The sequence below is a fragment of the Magnetospirillum sp. 15-1 genome, assembly GCF_900184795.1.
Classification (GTDB): Bacteria; Pseudomonadota; Alphaproteobacteria; order Rhodospirillales; family Magnetospirillaceae; genus Phaeospirillum.
Genome location: NZ_FXXN01000026.1, coordinates 62055 through 77280, shown reverse-complemented (window position 1 = coordinate 77280; position 15226 = coordinate 62055). Strand labels below are relative to the sequence as shown.

The following is a 15226-nucleotide window of genomic DNA, read 5'->3' as shown; positions in this document are numbered from 1 at the left end:
CTCAGCACGAACCCGGCGGGCCGGATTCGCCGTCGCCGCCCCAGCCCAGCAGCCAGAGACGGACGCGGGCGTGGTCGGCGGACAGGCCGGGCGCGGCGCCGAACTCGCCTTCGCCCGCCGCCCGGATGATGGCGTCCCGTGCCGCCGCCCGCTCGGCCTCGGTGTCGAGAAAGGCCCTCAACACCCGCTCCAGCAAGGCCGGCGCGTCGCCGCCATCGGCGGCCAGACGCTCGTCCAGCCGGCGGGCCATATCGTCGTCGAGAACCAGTTGAACCGTCCTGGGCATGGTTTTCTCCTGCAAGACGGGGAATTTTACAGCCTCTTGTCGCCCCTGCCTAATGAGCATACGCTCATACTTACGGTTGATGGCGTCATGTTGATCGAGACGTGGGGGGATGGGACATGTTCGAGGCCGCCGAACTGGGGCGCAAGATTTCGCGTGAGGATTTCGATGCCATGGCGCCGGGCCTGCGCACCGATCTCCTGGATCTGCAGCAGCAACTGCGCGAGGCCGACTTTCCGGTCATCGTGCTGTTCGCCGGCGTCGACGGCGCCGGCAAGAACGAGACGGTCAATCTGCTCAACGAATGGATGGACCCGCGCTGGATCGTGACCCGCGCCTATGGTCCGCCGTCGGACGAGGAGCGCGAGCGCCCCGAGTATTGGCGCTACTGGCGCGACCTGCCACCCAAGGGCAAGGTCGGGCTGTTCATGTCGTCATGGTATCACCATCCCCTGATCGACCGGGTCAACGAGAAGATCAGCGGCCCGGAACTGGACGAACGGCTGGAACGCATCGTCCACTTCGAGAAGACCCTGGCCGACGAGGGCGCCCTGATCCTCAAGTTCTGGATGCATCTGTCGCAGAAGGCCCAGAAGAAGCGCCTCAAAAGCCTGGAGAAGGACGAACTGACCGCCTGGCAGGTGACCGCCCAGGACTGGCAGCACTGGGAGATGTACGACAAGTTCGTCGCCGCCGCCGAACGCATGATCATGCACACCAGCAAGGGCCATGCCCCCTGGCAGATCGTCGAGGGCGCCGATCCCCGCTACCGCTCGGCGGTGGTGCTGCAGACCCTGAAGGAAGCCATCACCAAGCACTTCGCCAAGCGCGAGGCGGTGAAGAAGGTCAACGCCGAGATCAAGGACACGGCCAAGACCAAGACCAAGGCGGCATCGAAGCCCACCGTGCTGGCCTCGCAGCCCTCGATCCTGTCGTCGCTCGACATGACCCAGGCCATCGAGGGGGCCGACTATAACCAGGCCCTGCAGGAACAGCGGGCCCGCCTCGCCCACCTCTATCACGCCGCCAAGCAGCGCGGCGTCTCCACCGCCCTGGTGTTCGAGGGCTGGGACGCCGCCGGCAAGGGCGGCACCATCCGCCGCCTGACCAACGCGCTCAACGCCCGCGACTATCAGGTGATCCCCATCGCCGCCCCCACCGAGGAGGAGCGCGCCCAGCACTATCTGTGGCGCTTCTGGCGCCACGTGGCCCGCGCCGGCCGCGTCACCGTGTTCGACCGTTCGTGGTACGGCCGCGTGCTGGTGGAACGGGTCGAGGGCTTCTGCACCGAGGAGGCCTGGCGCCGCGCCTATGGCGAGATCGTCGATTTCGAAGGTCAGCTCACCGACCACGGCATCGTCATGTGCAAGTTCTGGCTGCACATCACCGCCGAGGAGCAGTTGGCCCGCTTCAACGCCCGCGGCGAGATCGAATACAAGAAGTGGAAACTGACCGACGAGGACTGGCGCAACCGCGAGCAATGGGGCGTCTACGAGCAGGCGGTCAACGACATGGTGGAGAAAACCTCGACCACCAACGCTCCCTGGACCCTGGTGGAGGCCAATTCCAAGAACTTCGCCCGCGTCAAGGTGATGCGCACCGTGGCCGACGCCCTGGAAGCCGCCCTGGGAAAGCCGGGGAAAAAGAAGAAGGATTCAGCCGGAAAATGAGTCTTTCGGATAGGACGATCTATACGACAGACGCATTAGAGGTTAAATCGGTCATTGACTGCGCCTTTGTTTCTACATAAAAACCCTTATGAATGGGGAGAAGAACGCGCCAAGCGTCAACTCCCTTTTTGGTAGGGGGGTTATATGAAGATCGCAATCCGGCTGTGGCTGATCGTCGCCACCGCGCTGTGTGGCATTGCCGCCGTCGTCGCGGCCAGCCTGGCTCAGATGAACCACGACCTGCTCGATGACCGCGAGGTCAAGACCCGCCATATCGTCGAGGTCGGTCAGTCCCTGCTGTCCCACTACGAAGAGATGGAGCGCGCCGGCAAGATGGGCCGCGAGGAGGCCCAGGCGGCCGCCCTGGCCGCCGTGTCGAAGCTGCGCTACGAGGGGGCCGAGTATCTCTGGGTGCACCGGCTGAGCGAGTCGGTGATGCTGTCCCATCCCAACGCCAAGCTGGTCGGCCAGCCCGTCGAGGACATGAAGGACCCCAACGGTCTGTTCCTGTTCCGCGAGATGAACCGGCTGGTCAGGGAAAAGTCCGTCGGCTTCGTCTACTACATGTGGCCCAAGCCCGGCGCCACCGAGCCGGTCAGGAAGCTGTCCTACGTCCAGGGCTTCGCCCCCTGGGGCTGGGTGATCGGCAGCGGCATCTACATCGACGACGTCTCGGCCGCCTTCCGCACCCGCGCCGTGGAATTCGGCGCCGCCGCTTTTGCCATCCTGGCCCTGGTCTGGCTGATCGCCGCCTGGGTTGGCCGTGGCATCACCCGCCCGCTGGGCGACGTCACCGCCACCCTGGATCACCTGACCAAGGACGACCACGGGGTGGAAATCCGCCATACCGAGCGGGTCGACGAGATCGGCGCCCTGGCCCGCGGCCTGAAGGTGTTCCAGAAGCACATCGAGGCCGCCGCCCAGGCCGCCGCCGAAAAGATGCGCCAGCAGGAGGCCGATCTGGCCCGCCAGCGCCGCATCGAGCGCCTGACCGCCGAGTTCGACGCCAAGGTGGCCGGAGTGATCAAGTCGGTGGGCGCCGCCGCCTCCCAGATGCAGTCCACCAGCCAGTCCATGTCGGCCATCGCCGACCAGACGGCGCGGCAATCCACCGCCGTGGCCGCCGCCGCCAACCATGCCGCCATGAGCGTGCAGACCGTGGCCGCCGCCACCGAGGAGCTGCATGCCTCGGAGGCCGAGATCGCCCGTCAGGTGGAGGTCTCCACCGCGCGGTCCCGCACCGCCGTCGAGGAGGCCGAGCGCTCCAGCGAGATCGTCGCCGGCCTCAACTCCGCCGCCGGCCGTATCGGCGAGGTGGTGGCGCTGATCAACGACATCGCGTCGCAGACCAACCTGCTGGCCTTGAACGCCACCATCGAGGCGGCCAGGGCCGGCGACGCCGGAAAAGGTTTTGCCGTCGTGGCCAACGAGGTCAAGACCCTGGCCAACCAGACGGCGCGCGCCACCGACGAGATCACCACCCAGATCGGCGAGGTCCAGTCGGCCGCCACCCAGGCCGCCGACGCCATCGCCGCCATCGTGCGCACCATCTCCGAGATCGACGAGACCTCGTCGGTGGTGGCCGAAGCGGTGGACCAGCAATCGGCCGCCACCACCGAGATCGCACGGAGCATCGAGCAGGCCGCCACCGGCACGGCCGAGGTGTCCAGCAATATCGGCGAGGTCAGCGACGCGGCCCGTCATGCCGGCTCCACCGCCTCCGAGGTGCTGGCGGCGGCGGCCGAGCTTACCGGTCAGGCCGATGCGCTGCGCACCGAGGTCGAGCACTTCCTGGAAGCCATCCACGGCGGCAAGAAGGCCGCCCACCTGCAGTTGATCGCAGCGGAATAATCGGGGGGAGGACCCTCTCCCATCGTCATGGCCGGGCTTGTCCCGGCCATCCACGCCGCCGTCCCGCCCTATCCCTTGCGCGACAGGACGAACAATCCCTGATCGGCGAACAGGTTGGCGATCCCCTCGCAAGACGGGATCGCCATCGTCTTGCCGTTGCGGTCCAGCGGAATGGAGCGCTCCACCGTGATGCCCAGGTCGCGACAGAGGTCGAGGAAGTCGCGGATGGTGCAGAAATGGATGTTGGGCGTGTCGTACCACTCGTAGGCCAGGGTATCGGTCACCGGCATGCGGCCACGGGCCAGCAGGTGCAGGCGCACCCGCCAATGGCCGAAATTGGGAAACGACACGATGGCGCGCCGTCCGATGCGCAGCATGTGGCTGAGCACGGTGCGCGGCTCGTAGGTGGCCTGCAGCGTCTGGCTGAGGATCACGTAGTCGAAGGCACCGGAGGGGTAATCCTTGAGATCGGTGTCGGCATCGCCCTGGATCACCGACAGGCCGTGCGACACCGCCGCCGACACGCCGGCCATGGACAGCTCGATGCCCCGCCCGTCGACGCCCTTGGCGCGGCCCAGCCAGTCCAGCAGGGAGCCCTCGCCGCAGCCCACGTCGAGAACCCGCGAGCCCGGCTCCACCATGTCGGCGATCAGGCGCAGGTCGACGCGCAGATTGCCGTTGGACACGGTCATCATCGGCCGGTTCCTCCGTCGCGCGGCAGGCCGCGATGGGCGGCGGCGCCTTCCAGGAAGCCGGTCAGGGTGGCATGGAACTCGGGCTCGTCCAGCAGGAAGGCGTCGTGGCCCTTGTCCGACTTGATCTCGACGAAGCTGACATTGGCGGCCACCGCGTTCAGCGCATGCACCACCGCCCGGCTTTCCGGGGTGGGAAACAGCCAATCGCTGGTGAAGCTGACCACGCAGAAGCGGGTGCGGGTGCCGCGGAAGGCATTGGCCAGCACGCCGCCGTTCTCCGCCGCCAGATCGAAATAATCCATGGCCCGCGTGATGTAGAGGTAGGAATTGGCGTCGAAGCGGTCGACGAAGGTCGAGCCCTGGTGGCGCAGATAGCTTTCCACCTGGAAATCGGCGTCGAAGCCATAGGTGATGGTGTCGCGGTTCTGCAGGTTGCGGCCGAATTTCTGGTGCAGCGCCGGCTCGGACAGATAGGTGATGTGGGCCGCCATGCGCGCCACCGCCAGCCCGCGATGGGGCCGCGTGCCCTTCTGGTGGTAATTGCCCTCGCACCAGTCGGGATCGGCCATGATGGCCTGACGCCCCACCTCGTGAAAGGCGATGTTCTGGGCCGAATGCCGCGCCGCCGACGCGATGGGAATGGCCGAGAACACCCGCTCGGGATAGCTCTGCGCCCATTTCAGCACCTGCATGCCGCCCATGGAGCCGCCGACCACGCAGAACAGCTGGTCGATGCCCAGATGGTCGATCAGGCGGGCCTGCACCTTGACCATGTCGCCGATGGTGATGACCGGAAAATTCAGCCCCCAGGGCTGGCCTGTGGCGGGATTGTCGTCCATGGGACCGGTGGTGCCCATGCAACCGCCCAGCACGTTGGAGCAGATCAGGAAGTAGCGGTCGGTGTCGAACACCCGGCCCGGCCCCACCAGTTCGCTCCACCAGCCGGGCTTGGCCGTGATGGGATGGGGATCGGCCACGTAATGGTCGCCGGTCAGCGCGTGACAGATCAGGATGGCGTTGGACTTGTCGGCGTTGAGCTGGCCATAGGTCTGGTAGGCCACCTGGACCGGCCCCAGCTCGACGCCGCAATCCAGGCGAATCGGCCGGTCGCGCCCCAGTTCGACCTTGAGGCCGGGGGCGTTGGCGGTAGCAGTCGGAACAGGCTCGCTCTGGGACATGGGATCACGCGCCGCGACAGGGAATGGATTAGCTATGGTCGCGGGCGGGGACTGTCAACGTTTTCTTTGATTTCCGGGCCAAGCCGCACTAAACCTATCTCCCTTGGACTCACCAATTCCGGCCCCCTTTTCCGCCATGAACCAGGACAGCGCCGCCCTCGAGCAGCTCCGTCGTGAAATTGATCGCATCGACGATCAGTTGCACGACCTGCTGATGCGCCGTACCAGCCTGGTGGGAAGGATCGCCGCCGCCAAGGGCGACCGGCGGGTGACGTTGCGCCCCGGCCGCGAAGCGCAGATCCTGCGCCGCCTGCTGGGCCGCCATGCCGGCCAGTTCCCCAAGTTGGCCGTGGTGCGCATCTGGCGCGAGATCGTCGGCGCGCTGACCGGCCTGCAGGCGCCGCTCACCGTGGCGGTCCACGCCGCCGGCCGCTCCACCGCCGCCATCGAGCTGGCCCGCAATCATTTCGGCGTGGTCGCGCCGCTGCATGCCTTCCGCAGCCCCGGTCAGGTGGTGCGCGCCGTCGCCGACGGCGTCGCCACGGTGGGGGTCATTCCGCTGATCCCCGGCACCGAGGCCGCCGACGAGGCCGAGCCGTGGTGGACCAGCCTGACTCTGGAAAGCGGCGACGCGCCGCGCGTGGTGGCCCGCCTGCCCTTCGCCCCCATCGCAGCGGTCAAGGGCGCGGCCGAGCCCCTCCAGGCCCTGGTCATCGCCTGTCGCGACCACGACGAGTCCGGCGACGACCGCACCCTGGCGGTGCTGGAGACCGGCCCGGACCTGTCGCGCGACCGCCTGCGCGCCATCCTGGCGGCCGGCGGGCTGGAACCGGCCGAGCTGCTGGCCATCCACCGCCACGGCGCCGTCTGGCTGCACATGGTGGAAATTCTCGGCCACGTCACCGCCGCCGACCCCCGGCTGGCGGCCCTGGTCGCCCCCAAGGACCCCGTCGGCCGCATCGCCGTGGTCGGCGGCTACGCCACTCCCTTCGCGCCCGAAGCGCTCGTCTGACCCATCACCTCACCCCTTCCGCTGGAGATAGAATCGTGACCGCTCCCACGCCCCGCCCCGGCATCATGGACATCCGCCCCTATGTCGGAGGCGAATCCGCCATCGAGGGTGTCGACCGCATCTTCAAGCTGTCCTCCAACGAGGGCGCCCTGGGCCCGAGCCCCAAGGCCGTCGAGGCGCTGCGCGCCATGGCCCCCGAGATGCACCGCTACCCCGACGGCGGCGCCGAGGAGCTGCGCAAGGCCATCGCGGCGCGCTACGGCCTGGACGCGGCGCGCATCGTCTGCGGCGCCGGCTCGGACGAGCTGCTGGGCATGCTGTGCCGTTCCTATGCCGGCCCCGGTGACGAGGTTCTGTACTCGGCCCACGGCTTCCTGATGTACGCCATCGCCGCCAAGTCCTGTGGCGCCACCCCGGTCACCGCCCCCGAGGTGGACCTGACCGCCAACGTGGACAACCTGCTGAAGGCGGTCACGCCCAGGACCAAGATCCTGTTCCTGGCCAATCCGAACAATCCGACCGGCACCTATCTGCCGGCCTCGGAAGTGGCCCGGCTGCGCGCCTGCCTGCGCTCCGACATCCTGCTGGTGATCGACGCCGCCTATACCGAGTTCGTCACCCGCAACGACTATTCCGGCGGCATCGAGCTGGTGGAGGCCGGCGACAACACCGTGGTCTGCCGCACCTTCTCCAAGATGTACGCCCTGGGCGGCCTGCGCCTGGGCTGGGCCTATTGCCCCGAGAACGTGGCGGGCGTGCTGAACCGGGTGCGCAACCCCTTCAACGTCGGCGCCCCGGCCCTGGCCGCCGGTCTGGCGGCGTTCAACGACACCGCCTATGCCGACCTGTGCAAGAGCCACAATGATTACTGGCTGCCCTGGCTGTCGGGCAAGATCGCCGACCTGGGCCTCCACGTGGTCCCCAGCGTCTGCAACTTCATCCTGGTGCGCTTCCCCGCCACTCCGGCCAAGGACGCCCCCAGCGCCGACAAGTTCCTGCGCTCCAAGGGCATCATCGTGCGGGCCATGGGCGGCTACGGCCTGGGCGATTCCTTGCGCATCACCGTCGGCACCGCCGAGGAGAACCAGGCGGTGGTCGACACGCTGAAAGAGTTCCTGGAAGCATGAGCAACCGGACACCGTTGTTTGACACCGTCTGTTTCGTCGGCATCGGCCTGATCGGCTCGTCCCTGGCGCGGGCCATGCGCAAGCATGGCCTGGCCCAGCGTTTCCTGACGCTCGATCCCAGTGAGAAGGCCCGCAAGACCGCCGTGGAACTGGGTGTGGTCGATGCCGCCGCCGATAATCCGGCGGCGGTGATCCCCGAGGCCGATCTGGTGGTGATCGGCGCCCCGGTGGGCGCCACCCAGGCGGTGGGCGAGGCCATCGGCCCGCACCTCGCGCCCGGCACCATCGTCACCGACGTGGGCTCGGTCAAGCTGTCGGTGATCCGCGACCTCGGCCCCCACATTCCCGACGGCGTCGAGCTGGTCCCCGGCCACCCCATTGCCGGCACCGAGCATTCTGGGCCGGAGAACGGCTTCGCCGAACTGTTCGAAGGCCGCTGGCACGTCCTCACCCCGGTGACCGGCGGCGATCCCAAGGCGGTGGAGCGGGTGGCCGAGCTGTGGCGTCTGGTCGGCTCCCAGGTGGAGATCATGGACCCCCACCACCACGACAAGGTGCTGGCCATCACCTCGCATCTGCCGCATCTGATCGCCTACACCATCGTCGGCACCGCCAACGACCTGGAAGGCCACATGCAGCAGGAGGTCATCAAGTTCTCGGCCTCGGGCTTCCGCGACTTCACCCGTATCGCCGCGTCGGACCCGGTGATGTGGCGCGACGTGTTCCTCAACAACCGCGAGGCGGTGCTGGAAGTCATCCAGCGCTTCACCGAGGACCTGACCGCGTTGCAGCGCGCCATCCGCTGGGGCGAGGGCGAGGTGCTGCACAAGCGTTTCACCGAGACCCGCGCCATCCGCCGCGCCATCATCGACGCCAAGCAGGCGTAAACATCCATATTGGGCTATCGCCCAAACCCATTTGCCAGCTTCGCTGGCCCTTTCAGGACCGCACCTTCGGTGCGTCGTTTGCCCCTTCGGGGCTGCACGGGGCGATAGCCCAAACCCCATTCTGTTCTATGAATGGAATAAATGGAGGTTTGGAGGCATCGCCTCCAAGCGGGGCCGGGGCGGCAGCCCCGGCAGGAGAAACGCCATGACCAGCCACATCACCGGTCTCGACCACGTCATCATCGCCGTCGCCGACCTGGACAAGGCCGCCGCCACCTTCCGCGCCCTGGGCTTCACCCTGGCGACGCGGGACGAGCATGCCGAGTGGGGTACTGCCAATCACTGCATCATGTTCGAGGACGACTACCTGGAACTGCTGGCGGCGGTGGGAGACGGCGGCCCGGCCGAGCGGGTCCACGCCTTCATCCAGGATAAGGGCGAGGGGCTGATGGGCCTGGTGTGGGGCACCGGGGACGCGGCGGCCGACAGCGACCGATTGGGGACCGAGCCCCCCGGCGACCTGTCGCGCAGCATTGAAGGCGACGTGGCGCGCTTCAAGGCCGGCATCCTGCCCCCCGAAACCACGCCGGGCATCGCCTCGTTCCTGTGCCAGCACCTGACCCCGGAAAAGCTGCGCCGCCCAGGCTGGACCGAACACGCCAACGGCGCCGCCGGCATCGTCTCGGTCACCGCCCTGATGGCCGAGCCCCTGGACCTGATGTCCGCCTGGGATCGCCTGATCGGCCCGGCCGCCGCCACCGCCACCGACGAATTGGTGACCGTGCACACCCGCCACGGCATGGTCTTTCTCTGCCGCCCCGACGATCTGGGGCAGATGCACCCCGAGGCGGAGGACGAGGAATTCCCCCATGCCCCCGCTTTGGTGGCCCTGACGCTCCGGATCAAGGATGCCGAGGCCGCCGCCCAGGCCCTGAAGGCGGCGGGCATCGCCTTCGAGCGCGACCGCCAGGGCAAGGTGGTGATCTACCCCGAGGATGCCTGCGGCGTGCTGATCGAGTTGCAGGAATAGCCATCGACCAGAATTCAGCCTATATTCAGGTCGGAGGCTGGATCATGAAGCTGTCTGAGCGCGTCAAACCCATCAGCTATCTCAAGGCCCACGCCCCGGAGATGATTCGGGGTCTGGCCGACAACCGCGAGCCGGTGATCATCACCTTGCATGGCGAGGCCAAGGCGGTTCTTCAGGACATCGACAGCTACGAGCAGATTCAGGAATCCCTGGCGCTGCTGAAGATGCTGGCCCTGACCACAGCCCGCGTGGAGGCCGGCGAGGTCCGGCCGGCGGCCGAGGCGTTCACCGCCCTGCGCGGTCGACTGAAGCCCGTCTCCGAACAATGACGTTCGAGGTTCTGCTGTCCTCGGATGCCGAGCGGGACATGGAGGACCTCTACCGTTTCATTGCCCTCAGCGATTCCCCGTTAAAGGCGGAGGCTTTGCTGTCGACCATGGAAGCCGCGTGCCTGGGATTGGCGACAATGCCCGAACGCGGCAATGTTCCGAAGGAACTGGAGCGGCTGGGCATAACGGAGTTCAGGGAACTCCACCACAAGCCCTATCGGCTGATCTATCGGATCAGGGGCCGTCAGGTGGTGATCTATGGCATCCTGGATGGCCGCCGCGACATACAAACCCTGTTGCAGCAGCGATTGCTGCGGTGATCCCCCTCCTTCCCGAATGGAAGGAGGGGGATCACCGGCAGTCTTACAGCCCGTAGGCCTGGGCCATCGCCGGGTCCTTGGCGGCGACGGCCTTGGCCAGATCGACCATGACCTTGGCCTGCTTCCAGGTGGCGTCGTCCTGCATCTTGCCGTCGATCATCACCGCGCCGGTGCCGTCGGGCATGGCTTCGAGAATCTTCTTGGCGAACAGCACTTCGGCCACGTCGGGGCTGAACACCTTCTTGGCGATGTCGATCTGCTTGGGGTGCAGCGACCAGCCGCCGGCACAGCCCAGCAGGAAGGCGTTGCGGAACTGGGCCTCGCAGGCGGCATCGTCGGAGAAATCGCCGAACGGGCCGTAGAAGGCCTTGATCCCCGCCGACTGGCAGGCATCGACCATCTTGGCGACGGTGTAGTGCCACAGATCCTGCTGGAACAGGGTCCGGCCGGCCTTGCCCTCGGCGGCGTCTTCCAGCACGCCGTAGAAGGGATGGCCGCCGCCGACGCGGGTGGTCTTCATGCCGCGCGACGCCGCCAGATCGGCCGGGCCGAGGCTGATGCCGTGCATGCGCGGGCTGGCCTGACAGATGGCCGCGACGTTTTCCACGCCCAGCGCCGTCTCCAGGATGGCGTGGATCATGATCGGGCGCTTCACGCCGTGCCTGGCTTCCAGCTGGGCCAGCAGCTGGTCGAGGTAATGAATGTCCCAGGGGCCTTCCACCTTGGGCAGCATCACCACGTCCACCTTGTTGCCGGCCTCGCCGACCACGGCGTTCATGTCGTCCAGGAACCACGGCGAGTTCAGGCAGTTGACGCGGGTCCACAGGCCGGTATTGGGATTGTCCCAGGCCTTGGCCACCTCGACGAAGCCGGCGCGGGCGGCGTCCTTGGCGTCGGCGGGAATGGCGTCTTCCAGATTGCCCAGCAGCACGTCGACGTTCCGGCCCATCTCGGCGGCCTTGGCCCGCATCTTCTCGTTGTGCGGCGGGAAGAAGTGGATCATGCGCTCCAGGCGGACCGGCAGCTCGCGGTACGGGGCGGGCGCACCGATGGCGAGCGGCTCGAAGAACTGGCGGGGCGGCTTGACGGACATGGGGCGCAATCTCCTTGCGGCAAACAATAGTGGGCCGCAATAATGCTTCGCCACATTGCAGCGCACAAGCGGAAAGCAGCCGCCCGGGGCAATCGCCCCGCCCGGTATCGTCATATACGGTCGCCCATAGCTACATTTCGGGTATTTCCCTGCATATGCCCCCACCAATACCATGGAACGAGATCAATGGCGGAAACGAGGGTCGCCGTGGACAGGGATCTGCGCCACTGCCTGCCGGACCGGGTGCGGACCATCCTCGGATTGATGAGGACCCAGGCGGGTTACGACTCCATCGCCCCGCTGATCGAGGATGGCTGCCACTGCGCCGACCGGCGCCCCTGCCTGCTTTGGAGCGCATGCCAAGGCATACACCGGGCGTTCCGGCCCGATGCCCAAGGCCCCGCCCGCCCCGTTTGAAACCATCACGATCTGTCTAAAGTCGTGGGTTCCTCTTGGGGAATCCCGGCGTTTAGCATCCCACCATGAGCACCAACGCTACCCTTGCCGGCGGCCCTTCCGCCGCGCCCCCCGCGCCGCCGGGGAACAGGCCGTCCATGGACCGGATGGTGGCCTGGCTGCACGAGCCCGCCCGGCGCCTGCACGGCATGATGCGCGAGATTCCCGGCTTCGCCCCTCTGCGCCATGTGTCGCTTTCGGTCTACGACCCCCAGCATGACATGCTGTGGGCCTTTCCATGCAATTGCGACGGCACGGGCATGCCGGCGGTCACCGAGGTCGAGATGGCCAATGCGCCGTCGCTGGCGCTGCTGGCCGACGGCCACGAACCCCGGATCGTCGCCGATCTGGCGGCGTTCGGCGAGGAGGGGCGTTGCCACACCGACGGCGCCCGCAACTCGGGCAGCCGCTCCTGCATGACCGCCCCCATCAATGTGGATGGCCACTTCCTGGGCTTCGTCATCTTCGGGGCCGCCATCCCCAACTTCTTCACCCCGCCGATCAACGAAGTGCTGCTGACCTTCACCGAAGCCTTCGGCATACTGATCGAGCGGGCCAGGAACCTTTCCGACTGAGGCGGGCGGCGCTATCCTGCGGCGAATTGCCGCCCGGAGGTCGCAGTGCAGCCCGTTCTCCCCGACGACCCTCCCATGTTCTTCTTCGGCACCCTGATGGACGGGGACGTGCTGGCCGCCGTGCTGGGCCGGCCGGTCGCGCCGAAATCCATGGAACCGGCGCGGCTGCGGGGCTGGCGGCGGGTAGGCATCGCCGGACGCAGCTATCCCATGCTGACGCCCCACGCCACCGGCGCGGTCGATGGCCTGCTGGTCCATGGGCTGGACGAGCGGGACCGCAATCACCTCGACTACTACGAGGGACCGGAATACCGGGTGGCGCTGCTGACGGTAAGACTACGCGACGGACGCGAGATGACGGCCGAGACCTATCTCTGCCAGCCCGGAATCGTGGCGAGCCGGAGCGAATGGCGCCTGGAAACTTGGCGCCTGCGCCACAAGCGGTCCGCCCTGGCCCGCATCCGCGCCCTGATGGCGGGAATAATCAGGCGTTGGGGGTGACCGGCTTGCAGGACTTGCCCGCCTTGCCCAGGCGTTTGCAGGCGGCGCGGGCCTGATCCTCGGTAAAACCGGAGATGCGGGCACGGTAGACGGCCTTGGAGCCCTTGCCGGCCTTGTCGATGTCGATGGACGCCCTGGACACCAGCCCGCCCAGCTTCTTGGCGGCGTCGCTGGCCGCCTTGTGGGCCGGACGGTATTCGCTGAAGGCGCCCACCTGGATGGCCCAGCCGGCCGGGTCGGCATCGCCCACCGCATCTTCGTCGTCGTCGTCATCGTCGTTGGCGGCACGGGCCGGGGTCTTCATGACCACCTTCTTGGCGGGAACAGGCTTGGCCTTGGCGGCCTTAGCGGCCTTGGCCGGAGCCTTGGCCGACTGGGCGGCGGCCACCAGTTCGTCCAGGTCGGGCAGATCGTCGTTGCTTTCCGCCTCGGCCACCTCGACGCTCTCACCCTTGCGCAGCCTGGCGAAGCCCTTGTCCAGCAGTTGGCCCATGTGCTTGTCGCGCGACGCGGCGGTGGTGCCGCCGAACACCACGCCGATGACGCGCTGGTCGCCACGCTTGGCCGATGAGATGAGGTTGAAGCCCGACGCATGGATATAGCCGGTCTTGATGCCGTCGGCGCCCTGGTAGCGCAGCATCAGCCGGTTATGGGTGTTGATGGGCTGACCTTCGTAGACGAACTGCCGGGTGGAGAAATACTTGTAATAGCCCGGATGGCTGCGGATCAGGGCGCGGGCCAGGGTCGCCTGGTCGCGCACCGTGGACACCTGCCCCAGATCGGGCAGGCCAGAGGCATTGCGGTAGACGGTGCTGCGCATGCCGAGGGCATGGGCCTTGCGGGTCATCATCTGGGCGAAATTGGCCTCGGTGCCGCCCACGCCCTCGGCCGCCACCACGGCGGCGTCGTTGGCCGACTTGGTCACCAGGGCGAGGATCAGGCTTTCCACCGAAATCTTCTCGCCGGGCTCGAGGCCCAGCTTGGACGGCGACTGGGCGGCGGCATGGGCCGAGGTGGTGAACTTGCTGTCCATGCGGATGCGGCCCGAATCCAGCTCGTCGAACAGCAGGAACAGCGTCATCACCTTGGTCAGCGAGGCCGGATAGGATTTTGTGTCGGGATTGGTCGCATGCAGGATCGAGCCGGTTTCCGCGTCGATGACGATGGAGGCGTAGCGCCCGGCCTCCGCCGATTGGGCCGCCAATGTCAGGGCGGCGGCCAGGGCAAGGGCGAACAGGCGAACACGGTTCAGGAATCCGGGGCGGCTCAGGTGCAACGTCTCGACCTTCCGTTCAGCGACTGAGTTGGGTTAGGGTATCGCCGAAACCTTAAAGATTTTGCGAATCCGTGTAAAGCATCGCGGACGCCCGATTCCCGCCATATTTTCCTGCGCATCGTTCCGTTCCCCGTCCTCCTGCCAACGGATGCATCATGCCCCCTCGTCCCGGACCCTCAGTGACCGTCGCCGCCCTCGCCCTGCTGGCCGGATGCGCCTATACCGGGGACGATATCGGCAACCCCTTCTACCGCAAGGTCCAGTGGTTCTCCTTCCTCGAGGGAACCGACATCGCCGCCGCCTGCGCCCCCGATTCGCCGGAGCGTTTCCGCCTGATCTACAACGGGCTGTGGGAGCAGCAGGTCCGAATCTACGAGTGGGGCTCCACCGACAAGGCACTCAAGGTCAGTACCCTCCGCTCGGGCAACGTGGCCGAGATCGACCTGTACGATCCGCTGTCGCCCTGGCGGGCCGACGTCACCACCACGCCCCTGGATCAGGCCGCTTACGGCCGGCTGGACACCGCCCTGGCCGAATCCGGGGCCTTTGGCCCGCCGGCGGTGGGGCTGGAATTGCCGTCCCATTCCTACTACTGGACCGCCGCCAGTTGCCACCAGGGCAAGTACGTCTTCACCGCCTGGGCCTACCCCTCCGCCGCCTTCGACGCCGCCCGCTTTCCCGCCGCCCTGGCCGCCCTCGATCCCGGCCGCGACAAGATCATCCCGCCCGGCCCCGTTCCCGTCGACCCTTTCCGCGAATATAACCGCAAGCGCGGTCCGCTGAACGAGTTCAACCTCAAGGTAGGCACCAACGGACTCAATTACGGGCTCTGACCATCGCGATTTCAATATTAGAGCTTCGCAACACTAACCACTAGTAATACGCCCTTTGCCTGACGCCTTGGGCAAAAGAGATACCTTGGATTTCGCTTATGCTTAACCTT

At 66.9% G+C, this 15226-nt stretch carries 17 protein-coding genes; 12 read left to right on the top strand and 5 right to left on the bottom strand.

Going from position 1 to position 15226, the window contains the following annotated elements:
• Position 1: 1 nt before the first annotated feature.
• Complete coding sequence (locus CP958_RS15865; RefSeq protein WP_242442935.1) at positions 2-286, bottom strand: transcriptional regulator; 285 nt, start codon at positions 284-286, stop codon at positions 2-4.
• Between the two features lie 116 nt (positions 287-402).
• Between CP958_RS15865 and pap the strand changes: the two genes are divergently transcribed.
• Positions 403-1953 carry a polyphosphate:AMP phosphotransferase gene (pap, locus tag CP958_RS15860; protein WP_096703204.1) on the top strand — a complete coding sequence of 517 codons (1551 nt, stop codon included), beginning with the start codon at positions 403-405 and terminating at the stop codon, positions 1951-1953.
• Positions 1954-2097: 144 nt separating this feature from the next.
• Positions 2098-3804, top strand: coding sequence for a cache domain-containing protein (locus tag CP958_RS15855; protein ID WP_096703203.1), 1707 nt, complete (start codon positions 2098-2100; stop codon positions 3802-3804).
• A 68-nt stretch (positions 3805-3872) separates the two neighbouring features.
• Here CP958_RS15855 and metW read toward each other — a convergent pair whose 3' ends face one another.
• Positions 3873-4496, bottom strand: a complete 624-nt coding sequence (gene metW / locus CP958_RS15850) for a methionine biosynthesis protein MetW (RefSeq protein ID WP_170959021.1) — start codon at positions 4494-4496, stop codon at positions 3873-3875.
• On the bottom strand, positions 4496-5677 hold the full coding sequence (locus tag CP958_RS15845) for a homoserine O-acetyltransferase (protein WP_170958997.1): 1182 nt from the start codon (positions 5675-5677) through the stop codon (positions 4496-4498). Before CP958_RS15845 ends, metW begins: the two co-directional genes overlap by 1 nt.
• A 136-nt stretch (positions 5678-5813) precedes the next feature.
• On the opposite strand from CP958_RS15845, the gene CP958_RS15840 reads away from it, so the two are divergent.
• From CP958_RS15840 to CP958_RS15815, 6 genes are all read left to right on the top strand, one after another.
• Entirely contained in the window at positions 5814-6689 is an 876-nt protein-coding gene (locus tag CP958_RS15840) for a chorismate mutase (RefSeq protein WP_096703201.1), read from the top strand.
• 65 nt (positions 6690-6754) lie between these two features.
• Positions 6755-7816: a histidinol-phosphate transaminase gene (gene hisC, locus CP958_RS15835; RefSeq protein ID WP_242442977.1), complete on the top strand. Its 1062-nt coding sequence runs from the start codon at positions 6755-6757 to the stop codon at positions 7814-7816.
• Complete coding sequence (locus tag CP958_RS15830; RefSeq protein WP_096703199.1) at positions 7813-8703, top strand: prephenate/arogenate dehydrogenase family protein; 891 nt, start codon at positions 7813-7815, stop codon at positions 8701-8703. The genes hisC and CP958_RS15830 overlap by 4 nt, the downstream gene beginning before the upstream one ends.
• A gap of 205 nt (positions 8704-8908) precedes the next feature.
• Positions 8909-9733 (top strand): VOC family protein, encoded by an 825-nt coding sequence (locus CP958_RS15825; RefSeq protein ID WP_096703198.1) that lies wholly within the window; start codon positions 8909-8911, stop codon positions 9731-9733.
• 44 nt (positions 9734-9777) lie between these two features.
• Complete coding sequence (locus CP958_RS15820; protein ID WP_096703197.1) at positions 9778-10062, top strand: type II toxin-antitoxin system Phd/YefM family antitoxin; 285 nt, start codon at positions 9778-9780, stop codon at positions 10060-10062.
• Positions 10059-10382, top strand: coding sequence for a type II toxin-antitoxin system RelE/ParE family toxin (locus CP958_RS15815; protein ID WP_096703196.1), 324 nt, complete (start codon positions 10059-10061; stop codon positions 10380-10382). The genes CP958_RS15820 and CP958_RS15815 overlap by 4 nt, the downstream gene beginning before the upstream one ends.
• Positions 10383-10425: 43 nt before the next feature.
• Here the strand turns inward: CP958_RS15815 and CP958_RS15810 are convergent, their stop codons facing one another.
• Positions 10426-11475 carry a CoA ester lyase gene (locus CP958_RS15810; protein WP_096703195.1) on the bottom strand — a complete coding sequence of 350 codons (1050 nt, stop codon included), beginning with the start codon at positions 11473-11475 and terminating at the stop codon, positions 10426-10428.
• Between the two features lie 207 nt (positions 11476-11682).
• Here CP958_RS15810 and CP958_RS15805 point away from each other — a divergent pair, with 207 nt between their 5' ends.
• The 3 genes from CP958_RS15805 to CP958_RS15795 all read left to right on the top strand — a co-directional run bounded on the left by CP958_RS15805 (position 11683) and on the right by CP958_RS15795 (position 13007).
• The gene (locus CP958_RS15805) at positions 11683-11892 is read left to right on the top strand and encodes a hypothetical protein (protein ID WP_141400535.1); all 210 of its coding nucleotides are present in this window, start codon (positions 11683-11685) and stop codon (positions 11890-11892) included.
• Positions 11893-11957: 65 nt separating this feature from the next.
• A complete protein-coding gene (locus tag CP958_RS15800) occupies positions 11958-12506 on the top strand; it encodes a GAF domain-containing protein (RefSeq protein WP_170958996.1) in 549 nt (182 codons plus the stop codon).
• Positions 12507-12551: 45 nt separating this feature from the next.
• Positions 12552-13007, top strand: a complete 456-nt coding sequence (locus CP958_RS15795; protein WP_242442934.1) for a gamma-glutamylcyclotransferase family protein — start codon at positions 12552-12554, stop codon at positions 13005-13007.
• Here the strand turns inward: CP958_RS15795 and CP958_RS15790 are convergent.
• On the bottom strand, positions 12991-14283 hold the full coding sequence (locus CP958_RS15790) for a D-alanyl-D-alanine carboxypeptidase (protein ID WP_096703191.1): 1293 nt from the start codon (positions 14281-14283) through the stop codon (positions 12991-12993). The two genes, CP958_RS15795 and CP958_RS15790, sit on opposite strands and share 17 nt — an antisense overlap.
• 179 nt (positions 14284-14462) lie before the next feature.
• Here CP958_RS15790 and CP958_RS27370 point away from each other — a divergent pair, with 179 nt between their 5' ends.
• Positions 14463-15116 (top strand): hypothetical protein, encoded by a 654-nt coding sequence (locus CP958_RS27370; RefSeq protein WP_277948885.1) that lies wholly within the window; start codon positions 14463-14465, stop codon positions 15114-15116.
• The last annotated feature ends 110 nt before the right edge of the window (positions 15117-15226 follow it).